Annotated in this window: 13 protein-coding genes; 3 read left to right on the top strand and 10 right to left on the bottom strand. The window is 64.3% G+C overall.

What is annotated here, in order from left to right:
* Position 1: 1 nt before the first annotated feature.
* The 3 genes from gatC (at position 2) to C483_RS18720 (ending at position 2,125) form a co-directional block, all read left to right on the top strand.
* Positions 2-280, top strand: a complete 279-nt coding sequence (gatC, locus tag C483_RS18710; RefSeq protein ID WP_006167629.1) for an Asp-tRNA(Asn)/Glu-tRNA(Gln) amidotransferase subunit GatC — start codon at positions 2-4, stop codon at positions 278-280.
* A 12-nt stretch (positions 281-292) separates the two neighbouring features.
* Entirely contained in the window at positions 293-1,606 is a 1,314-nt protein-coding gene (gene gatA / locus C483_RS18715; RefSeq protein WP_006654933.1) for an Asp-tRNA(Asn)/Glu-tRNA(Gln) amidotransferase subunit GatA, read from the top strand.
* Between the two features lie 168 nt (positions 1,607-1,774).
* Entirely contained in the window at positions 1,775-2,125 is a 351-nt protein-coding gene (locus C483_RS18720; RefSeq protein WP_006654934.1) for a hypothetical protein, read from the top strand.
* Between the two features lie 57 nt (positions 2,126-2,182).
* Here the strand turns inward: C483_RS18720 and C483_RS18725 are convergent, their stop codons facing one another.
* The 10 genes from C483_RS18725 to C483_RS18765 all read right to left on the bottom strand — a co-directional run bounded on the left by C483_RS18725 (position 2,183) and on the right by C483_RS18765 (position 12,705).
* Positions 2,183-2,533, bottom strand: a complete 351-nt coding sequence (locus tag C483_RS18725; RefSeq protein ID WP_004267708.1) for a helix-turn-helix transcriptional regulator — start codon at positions 2,531-2,533, stop codon at positions 2,183-2,185.
* Positions 2,534-2,636: 103 nt separating this feature from the next.
* Entirely contained in the window at positions 2,637-3,575 is a 939-nt protein-coding gene (locus C483_RS18730; protein ID WP_006654935.1) for an NRDE family protein, read from the bottom strand.
* A gap of 93 nt (positions 3,576-3,668) precedes the next feature.
* Entirely contained in the window at positions 3,669-3,824 is a 156-nt protein-coding gene (locus C483_RS20150; RefSeq protein WP_006654936.1) for a rubrerythrin-like domain-containing protein, read from the bottom strand.
* A 70-nt stretch (positions 3,825-3,894) separates the two neighbouring features.
* Positions 3,895-5,112 carry an RNA-guided endonuclease InsQ/TnpB family protein gene (locus tag C483_RS18735; protein ID WP_006654937.1) on the bottom strand — a complete coding sequence of 406 codons (1,218 nt, stop codon included), beginning with the start codon at positions 5,110-5,112 and terminating at the stop codon, positions 3,895-3,897.
* 201 nt (positions 5,113-5,313) lie between these two features.
* On the bottom strand, positions 5,314-7,005 hold the full coding sequence (locus tag C483_RS18740) for a class I adenylate-forming enzyme family protein (protein ID WP_006654938.1): 1,692 nt from the start codon (positions 7,003-7,005) through the stop codon (positions 5,314-5,316).
* Positions 7,002-8,093, bottom strand: coding sequence for a mandelate racemase/muconate lactonizing enzyme family protein (locus C483_RS18745; RefSeq protein ID WP_006654939.1), 1,092 nt, complete (start codon positions 8,091-8,093; stop codon positions 7,002-7,004). Before C483_RS18745 ends, C483_RS18740 begins: the two co-directional genes overlap by 4 nt.
* Positions 8,094-9,032 (bottom strand): 1,4-dihydroxy-2-naphthoate polyprenyltransferase, encoded by a 939-nt coding sequence (locus tag C483_RS18750; RefSeq protein ID WP_006654940.1) that lies wholly within the window; start codon positions 9,030-9,032, stop codon positions 8,094-8,096. It abuts the gene before it with no gap.
* A 112-nt stretch (positions 9,033-9,144) separates the two neighbouring features.
* Positions 9,145-9,891: a cohesin domain-containing protein gene (locus C483_RS18755; protein WP_006654941.1), complete on the bottom strand. Its 747-nt coding sequence runs from the start codon at positions 9,889-9,891 to the stop codon at positions 9,145-9,147.
* Positions 9,888-11,303, bottom strand: a complete 1,416-nt coding sequence (locus tag C483_RS18760; protein ID WP_006654942.1) for a DUF7350 domain-containing protein — start codon at positions 11,301-11,303, stop codon at positions 9,888-9,890. The genes C483_RS18755 and C483_RS18760 overlap by 4 nt, the downstream gene beginning before the upstream one ends.
* Positions 11,304-11,400: 97 nt before the next feature.
* Entirely contained in the window at positions 11,401-12,705 is a 1,305-nt protein-coding gene (locus C483_RS18765; RefSeq protein ID WP_006654943.1) for a DUF7405 family protein, read from the bottom strand.
* Positions 12,706-12,713: the final 8 nt, after the last annotated feature.

The raw sequence follows: 12,713 nt of genomic DNA on the forward strand, positions 1-12,713 counted from the left end.
TATGAGCGACGACGCCGTCAATCCCGAGGCAGTCCGCCACGTTGCGGAACTGGCCCGCGTCGACCTCGACGACGAGGAGGTCGAGGCGTTCACCGGCCAGTTCGCGGACATACTCGAGTACTTCGAAACCCTAGACGAGGTGCCGGAGGTCGAGCGCGAGGCTGCCCTGACGAACGTGATGCGCCCGGACGAAGAGCGCGACTCGCTGGACCGCGAGGAGGCGCTTCGGAACGCGCCAGAGACCGAGGACGGCTTCTTCAAGGGACCGAACGTCTCCTGAGTCTGATTTCACATGGCTGCTAATATCTTCATCACGGACGAACGAATCGAAGGCGACGATACCGAGAACGAGGACGCGGACGCAGACGGCCCGCTCGCGGGTCGCACGGTCGCCGTCAAGGACAACATCTCGACGAAGGGCGTCGCAACAACCTGTGGCTCGGCGATGCTCGAAGAGTACGTGCCGCCGTACGACGCGACGGTGATCTCGCGACTCAAGGAGGCCGGCGCGACCATCGTCGGCAAGGCAAACATGGACGAGTTCGGCATGGGTTCGACCACCGAAACCTCGGCGTTCGGCCCGACGGACAATCCCGCTGCACCGGGCCACGTCCCGGGTGGCTCCTCCGGTGGCTCCGCGGCTGCCGTCGCCGCCGGCGAGGCCGACCTCGCGCTCGGCTCGGATACGGGCGGCTCGATCCGCTGTCCGGCCGCCTTCTGTGGCGTCGTCGGCATCAAGCCGACGTACGGCCTCGTCTCGCGCTACGGCCTGGTTGCCTACGGCAACAGTCTCGAACAGATCGGCCCGTTCGGCGAGACCGTCGAGGACGCGGCCGCGCTGCTCGATGTCATCGCGGGGCCGGATGAGCGGGACGCAACGACGCGTGACGCTGCTCCCGACGGTGAGAGCTACGCCGCTGCCGCAACCGGCGATGTGGACGGCCTCACGATCGGCGTCCCAACCGAGCTCCTCGAGGGGGCTGACGAAGACGTCGTCGACACCTTCTGGGATGCCATCGCCGACCTCGAAGCCCAGGGTGCGGAGTACCACGAGGTCTCCCTGCCGTCCGTCGAGCACGCCGTCGAGGCCTACTACGTGATCGCGATGTCCGAAGCCTCCTCGAACCTCGCCCGATTCGACGGCGTCCGCTACGGCCCCGAGACCGAGACCGAAACCGAGGGCAACTGGAACGAGACCTTCTCCCAGGTCCGCAAGGACGGCTTCGGCGACGAGGTCAAGCGCCGCATCCTCCTCGGCACCTACGCGCTTTCGGCGGGCTACCACGACAAGTACTACAAGAAGGCTCAGGACGCCCGCGCCTGGGTCAAGCAGGACTTCGACGAGGCGCTCTCGGAGGCCGATGTGCTCGCCTCGCCGACGATGCCCGTCACCCCGTTCGAGCAGGGCGAGAGTCTCGACGACCCACTCCAGATGTACCTCGCCGACGCAAACACCGTCCCCGTGAACCTCGCGGACCTGCCCGCAATCTCGGTTCCAGCCGGCGAGAGCGACGCCGACGGCCTCCCCGTCGGCCTCCAGCTTGTCGGCCCCGCATTCGGTGAAGAGCGGTTGATTCGCGCGGCAAGTGCACTCGAGTTCGAGTAACGGTCCGACTGGAACCCGTTTTCGTCGACTCGTGGTGTGTCTGAGAGCGTCGATTGCTGGGAGCGATGGCGCTGGGACTGGTCACAGATCACGTCTCTACCTCGAAACCGGTCGTTGAACCGATCATTGGACTGTATACTTAAGCTCGTACCTGCTGACGGACGTGCTATGATCGATGTCGGATCGACGCAGATCGTCGTCGCGTGTTTTGCGGGGACGATGATCGTCGTGAGTGCGATCGGGTTGTTAGAGCGGGTGTTTTCACTGGATACAGTTGCCGAGCGTTACGGTCCGGCGATCGTCGTCGCCGGCTGGGTGCTGCTCGGGACGCTTGGAGTGGCGATGGCCGGGCAGTTACTGACCGGCGAGGCTGTCTCCGTCACCGTGGCATTTACCGGGTTCGTGGCGACGCTCGCCTGGATATTCGTCGAACAGAGCGTGATGCAATCGCCTGACAATCCGGCGACACCGCTCGGGCGCTGGCTACTGACACGCCGCTCTTCGAGTTCGAACGAGTGAGAAATCGGGCGGCTGCTTGCTGTTTTCGTCAGCGGTTCGGTTGCTGCTCCTCGCTCGCTACTCCTCGTAGGCGAGGTTCATAATCCACTGCGAGAAGGCGTCACTGTTCGGATCCACCTCTTCCTCACCGATGAACGGCGAGAGCATGTCGCCGGCCATCAGCAGCGTAAAGTCGAGATCGCGCGCGGTCGGCGTGATGTAGTAGGTGTTGTGTCCGTTGTACACCGTATCCTCGCGGTTGACGAGGTCGTATTCGACGAGCGACTCGACGATCCGACTTCCCTTCCGAGAGGAGACATCGAGTTCCTTCCAGAAGTCGCTCTGGTGGATGCCGCCGGTCTCTCGAACGAGTTCGAGACCGGCACGTTCGTCCTCCGTGAGTTCCGATTCGGCCGCAGAGACGCTCACGGCGACCACCCCTCCGTGCTCGTCCTCGTCGCGACAGCCAGGTGTGCGTCCATGTGCGTATGAGAGGCAGGGAGCCGCTTAAATGTGCCCTTCGACGCCAGTGTCATTCGTTTCGACGAGTCCATTCTTCGAACGTGAACTCGGCACCCGTCACGGATTCGGTCGGTCCTGTAGCGTCCGACGCAGACCCGAACACAAACTCGGATGCAGGTTCGGAGTCAGAGTTAGATTCAGACTCGGGGCCGGGAACGGGCTCGGACTCGGACTCGGACTCGGACTGCGGTGCAAGCGTAACCGGCTGATACGCCGTCTCGCAGGGAGAACCGGGCGCGAACCAATAGGTCGCGCCGACGAGTCCGCTCGCCTCGTCCGAATCCGAGGCGAGCGCGAGCAGCGAGGATGACCGCGTCCCGTACCCGTCTCCGTGAATACAGACGCCGAACTCGTGGTCACCGAGGACGGAGCCAGCGCGTGCGAGCCAATCGGGGGCGGCGTCGTCCGCCTCGGCTGCGAGTTCGGCGCGAACCTCTCGTGCGTTCTCGGCCTGTGCGCTCGCAACCTCGGTCCGGAACGACGGCAGATCCACATCGTCGTCGATCGCGACGTTGACCACGACGTGGACGCCGGGGTCGAACTCCGTCACCGAAAGCTCGCCGTCCCACTGGTAGCAGGCCGCGCGATCCGCGTCCGCGACCACGAGCGAGAAGCCGTCGTACTCGTCAGCAGCCGTCGCGTCCTCGACGACCGCGGCGGCCTCGTCGACCGAGGGGGACTCGAGTACGTCCGCGACGAGCAACCCCCGCGAACGATCGCCGGCGAGGTCGGCGTCGGTCCACTTGTTCGTGATGCCGGCAAAGAGGCCGTGTTCGTTGAAGCCGATCCAGGTGCCGCCAGCCGCCGCATCTCGCGGAGCGACGACGAGTGGATCCTCACTGTAGATGGCGGGTGGCTGCGAATCGCGGTCGACGGCTTCGTCCCGGTTCGCGGCGACAGCAACGGGCACGTCCTCGAAGACCTGCCAGGCGAGCGTCAGTGTGCACACGACTCATGATAGGAGTCTAATCGTATTAAGTGGCAGTCCACCGCTGGCGCGCAGCGGTCACGGACGGACAACAAACACAGCCGCGTACCCCCGCTACTCGACCGACTTCGCCCGATTCTGGAAGTCGCCGCCGCACTTCGCACACGTTCCCGGACTCGTCTCAGCTTCGACGATTCGGCCGCACTGGAGACACTCGTATTCCGATGTCAATTCCGAGGTATCGTCTTCGACATCTTGCCCGTGTGGCATACAGTAGCATGTCAACTGCCCCGCGCACGGTGGCGCGGGGCTTGTCAGTGAACTCGACCTCTGCCGACGGTTAGTCGGACGGGACAAATCCCCGGTTCGGCGTCACCGTTCCTGACTTCAGGGCGAGTTGACTGTCGCCCGTCCGCCGCGACGACTGTAGGCCGCGACGGACGTACCGCCACCCAACATTCTTCGCACCCACGTAATCCGCATTCTGAGTTACATCGCACGACTCACACTCGAATTCCGCCTGTCGCACCCGATTCCCTTCGCTCGTATGCCCACACTCGGGACACCGGCGACTCGTGTTCTTCGGACTTACAAACTCGACACTAATCCCGTGGGCTTCAGCCTTGTACTCCACAAGGTCAACGAGTTGCCGGTGTGCCCACTGGTGGAACTCTTTCACGGGCGGCGCACGCTCTCGGATGTGCTTTAGATTCTCGAACGCGATGTATTCGCAGTCGTGTGTGCGTGCTTCTTCGAGAATCTGGTTAGCAACTTGATGAAGTTTGTCACGGAGATACCGTGACTCGCGCCCACTCATCTGCTGAATCGTCCGATGGGCGGATTGTGTGCCAGTCTGCTGAAGATTACCGCGAATCCGCTCTAACTCTCGATGCTGGTGTCGAAGCTCTCTGCCGGATGCGAAGTACGCCGTGCTGGTGGTGGCGATGTTTACGATGCCGAGGTCAACGCCGAGAACTGTCCTGTCCTCGTCGTCATCCTGCCTTTCGACCTGCTTCCCGGGCTTGTCTTTTCGAAACCCGAGGTGGAGGTAGTATTCGCCATCACGCTTTGACAGCGTGGACTCCGTTACTTCCCACTCGTCATCGGTGAGGTATTCGTGTTGATACCCGTCTTCTTCGTCGGGAAGGTTCAGGTCACACCGAATCCGACCCTCGGCGGTGGAAAGCGAAACAGACCCGTCATCGAACAGCGTCATCGTCCGGGTGTCGTATTTCACCGTATTACTGGTGAACTCTGGTCGGGACGTTTTGTAGTGTTCATCGAGGTCTTCGATTGCTTCGACACCATCGAGGGCGGCTGCGGCCTGATGGGTAGCAAGAATCGCGTGTTGACTCCCGAGACGTATTTCCTCCAACACCGTGTCGTAGGCGAGGTCTTGGAGGTAGGTTTTCCGCGTTTCACCGTGTTCCCATCCGATGCGGCTACTGATGTTGCAGGCAGTTTTCCACTCGTTGATGGTGGTATCGAGCAAATCCTGTTGCTCGTCAGTGAGGATGGGGCGGGTGATTGCGGTGCGTCTCAGGTAGCCGTCTGTCACGAGTTTCAATAGTTCGTATTGGTACTTAATAGTTCGTGGTTAGTGGCAGCGGATGTCGGCTTCAACCCCGGGCACGGTGGCCCGGGGAATCCGCCTTGGTTTTCCTATAAATATCGTCTGTGAGATGTTCCAACAGACATGTTTCGGCGACGGTCCACGCTACCGCTGCGCGTCCATCAAAAATCACTGGGATCGCGTCAATCACTGGGATCGCGTCATGTCGATGCCGACCTCGAGCAACCGCTCGCGAGCCGCCGCTCGGTCGACCGTTCCCGAGTGCGTCCGCGAGAGTGAATCGACCACGCCGATCGTCTTCGGACACTTGAATCCCGCCAGGTTGTCGTCGCAGTGAGCGCGGACGGACTCGAGTAGGCCCGAAGCCGAGTCTGCATCCGCGTCGACACCCGAAGCCGAGTTCGATTCCGACCCGTTCGTCTCGACGGGAACGACCAGCGCGCTCACGCGCTCGCCCCATTCTGGATCCTCGAGGCCGACGACGGCTGCTGCCTCGATGGCCGGGTGAGTGCACAATACGTCGATCACCTCGCCGGGGTCGACGTTCTCGCCGCCGGTGACGATGCGGTCGCTCCGTCGGTTGAGGATCCACAGCCGACCGTCTTCGTCCCGGTAACCCACGTCGCCGGTCCGGAGTCCCCGCTTGCAGAACGCCCCCGTCGTGCGGTCCTCGTCGAGGTAGCCCGGCGTCACCGTCGGCCCGGCGACGACGATTTCGCCCGCCTCACCTGCCGGAACCGGTTCGCCGTCGTCACCCAGAATCGACACGTCGGTGACGACGAGCGGCTGGCCAACCGTCCCCTCGTGTCGCGCCGCCTCCGCCGGCGTCGCGGTCGTGATCTGGGAAGCCGTCTCCGTCATGCCGTAGGTCGGGTAAGCGGGCACATCCGCTTCACGACAGCGTTCCAGAAACTCTGTCGAGGCGGGCGCACCGCCGAGGAGAACGAACCGGAGCGCGTCGGCTGGCTCCCAGCCGGCGTCGAGCAGGCGCTTGCACATCGTGGGAACCAGCGAGACCCCCGAAATATCGTACTCGTCCAGCACGCGGGCCGTCTCGCGCTCGTCGAACGTCCGCTGGATCACCGCGGTCGTCCCGTACAGCGTCGACCGGATGACCGGCGCGATGCCGCCCATGTGATACATCGGGAGACAGCAGAGCCATCGATCGGACCGTTCTACGCCCAGTCGAAACGCAGAGGCCGTCGCGCTCGCGACCAGGTTACCGACCGTCACCCGGACGATTTTCGGCTCGCCAGAGGTCCCCGACGTGAACATGAGCAGTTGCACGTGGCCGGACTCGAGTGCGACTGGGTCGACGGACGGGGTGGTGTCGGTTGCTGCGCTCGGTGTGCCGGTTGTATTGGTTGTGCCAGTCGTGTTGGTTGTTAAATCTGGTCCGTCACTCTCGTAGTCGACAGCCGCCGACAGCGCTGACACGCCGGCCCCCTCCGTCGTCGACTCGTCGACGGAGTAGGTGGGCAAGCGTTTGGAGTCAGCATCGGTCCCGAGTTCCACCGCGGTTGATTCGGTATCTGCCTCACAGACCAACGCGTCAAGGTCGAGTCGATCGACCTTTGCAGCTAACTCGTCGGTCGTCTCCCGAACGTTAAGCGGCGCGACGGTCACGCCGAGGCGCATCGCCGCGAAAAAGAGCATCGCGAAGGCGGGACGGGTGTCCATCATGATCCCGAGACGGCCGCCACGGTCGACGTCGGAGTCGGACTCGAGTACCCCCGCGAGCCGATCCACCCGGCGATCGAACTCGGCGTAGGTCCACTCGGTGCCGGTGTCGACGTCGATCAGGGCCGACCGCTGGGGCGTCGCGGCCGCACGATGGGAGAGCAGATCCCGCGTCGGCCACTCGTGCGTACCGATCATTCGTGCCACACCCCCTCGATGCCGAGCCCCTTCGCTTGCGGGACGACGGCAGCGCCGTTCTCGAGGAGGACGGGATCGCGTCCCAAATCATCGGCGAGCAGGTCGCCCGTCGCGAGACCGCATGCGGGGAGGTTCGGGATGGCTGCCGCGAGGTGGACGGCACCGGTCCGGGCGACGACGCCGTCGATAGTCGTCGTCACGAGCGGTCTGACCCCGAGTTCCGTCACCCAGGCGGCGATCTTGCGCGCGATGTCGATCCCGCCGAGCGCCATCGGCTTCAGGACGAGGATGTCAGCAGCCTGTGCCTCACAGACCGCGTCGACGCCGTGCTCGAGTAGCCCTTCGTCGAGCGCGATAGAAAGCTCGCCTGCTGCGCGCTCGCGAAGCTCAGCGTGGCCCTTGAGTGCCCCCGCCGGAAGCGGTTGTTCGACGATCGACACGCCGAGGCCGTCGTCGACGAACGTGTCGATCGCCTGCGCGGCCTCGTCGAACGTCCAGGCCTCGTTGGCGTCGACACGTAACTCGACGTCGGGACCGACGACTTCGCGAGTTCGCCGAATCCGTTCGATGTCCGCCGAGACGGGGCGGCGGCCGACTTTGAGTTTGCAGCAGTCGAACCCGCGCTGGACGGCGTTTGCAGTCCGGTGTGCCGTCTCTTTCGGACTCCCGTCACCGATCGTCGCGTTCACCGGGACGCGGCCGACCATCGGCCCCTGTCCGACGTACCGATACAGCGGGGTCGCCTCGCCCGTCGCCCGGCAGTCCGTGATCGCCAGCGAGACGCCGTGTCTGGCCGCCGAAGCGCCCGCAGCCGCCTCGAGTGCGTCCTCCAGAGTTCCGCGATCACGGAGTGCGCGACTGGCGCGCTCGAGTGCGTCCTCACAGTCCGCAAGCGGCTCCGTCCAGCCGGAAAGTGGCGTCGCCTCGCCATAGCCAACCGTTGTGTCGTCGCCTGTTCGGTCCGCAAGTCGGAGCAGAAAGCCCTCGCGCGCATCGATCGACCCCGACGCCGTCTCGAGTGGCTCTCTGAGCGGAAGCGAAAATCGTCGGTACTCGAGTTCGAACCGTGGGGCGTCGTCACCGGACACTTAGATCACCATCCCGGCGGCGAACAGCGCCGCGTACAGTGCGAGCAGTTTGCCGGTCGCCTCGAGCGCCGGGTTGAGCGCCTCGCCGTCGGTTCTGGCCCAGATCGTCTGTGCGATCATGGCCGCGTAGGGGAGCGAGACGAGCGGGAGCAGCACACTCACGGGGAAGCCCTCGCCGAGCCAGAGCCAGACAGGGACGAGATACGCGAGCGCAAGCATGGCAGTGTACTCGATGCGACTCCCACGATACCCGAGGCGGACCGCGAGCGTTCGTTTGCCGGTCTCGGCGTCAGTCTCGAGGTCGCGGACGTTGTTGACGATGATGATCGCCGTCGAGAGTGCAGCGATCGGGAGACTAACGAAAAACGCGTCCCAGGTAATCGTACCGGTAGGAATCGTCGTGATGAACGGCTCGATTGCGGCAGCGGCCTGCACGTAATAGGTGCCGACGACGGCGACGATGCCGAAGAAGACGAACACGAAGAGATCACCGAGGCCGTGGTAGCCGAGGGGGTAGGGGCCGCCGGTGTAGGCCCAGCCACAGAAGACGCTCACCAGGCCGATGACGAGAATCGGGAGGCCGCCGATGTAGACGAGGTAGGTGCCAGAGAGAATTGCCAGGGCGAACGTGACGGCGGTCGCGAGTTTGACCTGTTCGGCGGGGATGATTCCCGCCTGCGTAACGCGGGTGAACCCCTCGCGATCGTCGGTGTCTGCACCCTTGATCGCGTCGTAGTAGTCGTTCGCGAAGTTCGTCCCGATCTGAATTAACGCAGCGCCGATGAACGCCATCAGCGCCGGTCCGGGTGCAAAAACGCCGTCGTAGATCGCAAGCCCCACGGCGACGATGATCGGGGCTGCGGCCGCGGGCAAGGTCTGGGGGCGGGCGGCCAGCAGCCACGCCTTCGTCCGCGACATATCGACCTCAGCCGTACTCATGCGTCGAGTGTCCGACTCGAAAGAGTGTCAACGTTGGCATTGCAGCCGACCGCGTGGGAGCGCCGCACACCGCGCTTATCGGCCGCGACACTGCTCAACACGTCAGCTACCGTCAGTCGCGTCGTCTCGCAACCGCCGCGAGCGCAAGCGCAGCCAGCACACCACCGAGTGCAATCGCACCCGTGAAGCCGGGAACGCCGTCTGCCAGACTCTCATCCGAGTTCGCGTCCGCGTCCGCGTCCGCGTCCGCGTCCGACGCAGTTGCCGACCCGTCAATCTGGACGTGCGCGTCACGGTCGAACGTCGTCTGCGGGTAGTCACTGACGAGAATCGCCGCCGAATCAGTGATCTCGATCGTCTCGTTGCCACTCGGCGCGTCCGACGCAACCTCGAACGTAATCGTCGCCATCGGCTCCGTCGTTTTCGCACCGTCACCCGACGGCTCGCGCTCCTGTTCGAGCGTCAGCGTCCCCGCATCCTCGTCAATCTCCTCGGACTCGTGTATCTCGGCATCCGAGTCGCCGTCTGCCAGCATCCGCTCGTGCTCGATGTCTGTGACTGTAAAGATTGCAGCGTCGTACTCGAGTGTCACTGCCAGCTCGTCGACGCCGTCACCCACCAGATCACCGTGGCTACTCGCGACGAGCTCGAGTTCGAACGTCTCGCCGGCAGCTGCGTCGGTATCCTCTGGGTCGAACCAGAAGCTCGCTACGTTGTCGCCGGCACCGACGGGGGCGGGGACGAACGCGACAGCGACGAGCGCGAGACAGCACGCGACGATGAGGGTGGCGAGGCGGAGCCCACGCCGTCCGCCGTCACCCTCGTTGCCAGTCGCCGAGTCTGGGCGTGATGTCGTCATTGCTCGGGAACGGTGAACTCGATTGGGGGCATCTCGAGGAAGGCTGTGTCGTACCCCTGATGGCGCGCGATCTGCGGTGGTGAGTCGATCGTAACCGTCACCGAATCGCCGGTTTCGATCTGTGCATCGTCGACCACCAGGCCGTAGTGGATGCCGTACTCGCTATCGAGGGTTTCTGCGAGCGCCGTGTCGGGACCGACGATCGTGTCGCCGTCGCGCTCGACGGTGACACTGAGCGCGGCGTCAGCGAGCGGAACGCGGTTGTACGGCGTTCGTGGGGAGACGAGGAGGTACTGGCCGGCACTACTACTGCCATCGTCTCCGTCTCCGTCGTCAGAGAGCCGTTCCGCGTCCGCGGATCCGTCCTCGAACAGCGCTACGAGGATCGCCGCGTCGTCGCTTCGTGGGAGCGAGTCGTGGGCGGTCGGAACGCCCTCGACACCGGACTCGTCGCCGGCGGTAGCAAGGATCGTGCCGCCGTACTCCTCGATCCGGGGGAGAGCGGAGTAAGGGACGTGTGCGTGGTCGTCGTGCTCGTCGTGGCCGTCGTGGTCGCCGTTGTGATCGTGTTCCTCCTCGTGATCGTGATCTTCGTCGTCGTGGCCATCGTGGTCTCCGTGCTCACCGTGATCACCGTGATCCATCGGTTCCAGCGCGTCACGGTCCCCCCACTGCTCTTCGTCGAGATACTGGACGCCGCCGATCACCTCGTGGCGGAACTCGTCGTCGTACTCGAACTCGAAGGTCGCGCTCACGCGCTCGTCGAGTCGGCCCGCGAGGTCGCCGGTCGTTCGCACCGAGAGCGGCGGAATCGTCACCTCGACAGTGTACGTGCCGTCTTCGGGAAGAGTGACGTTATCGCCGAAGTGAAAGCCCATCTCCTGGGAGATCATCGACCACGGCGAGACCGGTGACCCAACCTGCTCGTCGCCGTCGTAGACGCGAATCTGGACGCCGTCGTCGACTGGCAACACGGTCCCCGTCTGCTGATCCCAGAGCGTGAACATCATGTGGACGCCACGGCCGTCGTCTGGACTCTCGCGTTCGACGGCGTCCTCGCCGCTGCCAGCGATGGTCCAGAAATCGTGCGGGTACGAGAGCATCGGCCCGAGCATCATGTCGCCGGCTTCGACCGGATCGAGCATCCGCATGGCCTCGCGGTGAGTCGGGAGGTAGACCGCGTTCGGCGGGTCTTCCACCTCGATCGTCGGCCGGCCGTCGCCGTAGTCCTCGTCGGCACCGTTCTCGTCGCCGTTTTCGGCGTCCGGATCGTCTTCGTCCTCGTCTTCCTCATCGTCGTCACCGTCGAGACAGCCCGCGAGTGCGAGCACACCCGTTGCTGCGCCCGTTTGTGCGATGAGCGTCCTGCGGTCGATCTCCATCTCGTCTGTGGTCGGCGTGATGTCCTGCATGGTGTCTCTGTCGTGTTTGCTGGTTCGTGTCTCGTGTCCCGGTTCTCGGTTCTCGGTTCTCGGTTCTCGGTTCGCGTCTGTCGAAAGACTGTACTGATCAGGCGTCCGGATTCGCCGCCGGCAGCGCGCGAAACCCCCGCGGCGGGAGCAGGTAGTTCCCGCGCCGGTTGACGAAGATGTAGTGGAGGATCCCGTTGTTCGCCGAGGCAACGTCGAGATCAGCACCAGTCATCGCCTCGCGTACCCGGACGAAGTCCGCAATCTCGTGCTGGAGCGAGACGAAGTGCAGTCCCGGCCGGTCGCCATCGATTGTGTTGAAATCGCGGCGCAAGAGCGGCGGGTCGCCGTCCTCGCGCCCGCGTGCCGCCTTCTGGGCGTGTCCAACGACCCCTTCCTGTCTGGCGTCGGTCGTCGTCGCCTCGATCCGCTCGTCGGTCAGCCCGCTGTCGCTTCCCAGTTCCTCGCCGACGTCACCGACGAGTTCCTCCGCGGCGTGTTCCGGGCTGAACATCTTCGAGACGCGCTGGTAGTGGTTCTCCTGCTCGAACCAGACCTCGAGTTGAATGTCCATCGAGGAGACGTGCTGCGTCGTCCCATCGGCGAACGGCCCGTCATCGATAGTCACGCGGTCTTCACTGGCCTGCGTGCGGTCGAAGCCCGAGCGAAAGCCCATGAAAAACGGCGCGTCCTCGGGGACCGCGTCGGGAACGCTTGAGACCTCCGTGTGCTCTGCGGGGAGTCCCGCACCCACGAACCCGGTCCGCCGGTTCTCGTCGACGCGTTCGAAGACCGCAGAGAGGTCGGACTCGAGTACAACACCGTTGCGTTCCGGCTCCTCCTGGTCGCCGAACAGTCCCTCCTCGACTTCGAGGACGACCTCGGGGTGGTTGCTCGCGAGGTGGAGCAGGGCGTCGAATTCGTCGAATGCGGGGTCTTCGCGGGACGTGAGCGCCGCTGGTTCGGGAAGGTCGACCCCTTCGGGGAGGTCCTCGTCGAACCGCTCGAAGTACGACGGCGTGTAGCCGAGCGTGAACAGCAGTCCGTCGGTGCTCCACTCGTAGGCACGCTCGAGCGTTCGGAGGGTAGACTCGGTAGTCTCGCGGGCGTCAGCAGTCGGTTCTCCGTCGGCGGTCGCACGTTCAGTCAGCGCCAGCGGGAGCAAGACGTGGTGTGCTGGCGGCTCGACGTTCCCGTCGTCGTCGCGTGTCGCGAACTCGTTCCAAGCATGTTGGCGAGCGGGTAGCGAGTCGGGGTCGTCGGTTCCCGAGGGAACGTTGTTCTCCTCGCCGTTCTCGTCACTACTCATGTCGAGACACGCACTGAGTGCAGTCGCGCCGCCGACGGCGACGAGGGCGCGGGCGTACTCCCGGCGGGAGAGCGTGGACCGATCGGGGAGCGTCACTAGTATCA

This window comes from Natrialba hulunbeirensis JCM 10989 (assembly GCF_000337575.1).
Classification (GTDB): domain Archaea; phylum Halobacteriota; class Halobacteria; order Halobacteriales; family Natrialbaceae; genus Natrialba; species Natrialba hulunbeirensis.

Bases quoted from the DNA above. Each gene is read 5' to 3' on its own strand.
- C483_RS18720 (WP_006654934.1), top strand. From the start codon at position 1,775: ATGATCGATGTCGGATCGACGCAGATCGTCGTCGCGTGTTTTGCGGGG.
- C483_RS18755 (WP_006654941.1), bottom strand. From the start codon at position 9,891: ATGACGACATCACGCCCAGACTCGGCGACTGGCAACGAGGGTGACGGC.
- C483_RS18740 (WP_006654938.1), bottom strand. From the start codon at position 7,005: ATGATCGGTACGCACGAGTGGCCGACGCGGGATCTGCTCTCCCATCGT.
- C483_RS18760 (WP_006654942.1), bottom strand. From the start codon at position 11,303: ATGCAGGACATCACGCCGACCACAGACGAGATGGAGATCGACCGCAGG.
- C483_RS20150 (WP_006654936.1), bottom strand. From the start codon at position 3,824: ATGCCACACGGGCAAGATGTCGAAGACGATACCTCGGAATTGACATCG.
- C483_RS18750 (WP_006654940.1), bottom strand. From the start codon at position 9,032: ATGAGTACGGCTGAGGTCGATATGTCGCGGACGAAGGCGTGGCTGCTG.
- gatC (WP_006167629.1), top strand. From the start codon at position 2: ATGAGCGACGACGCCGTCAATCCCGAGGCAGTCCGCCACGTTGCGGAA.
- gatA (WP_006654933.1), top strand. From the start codon at position 293: ATGGCTGCTAATATCTTCATCACGGACGAACGAATCGAAGGCGACGAT.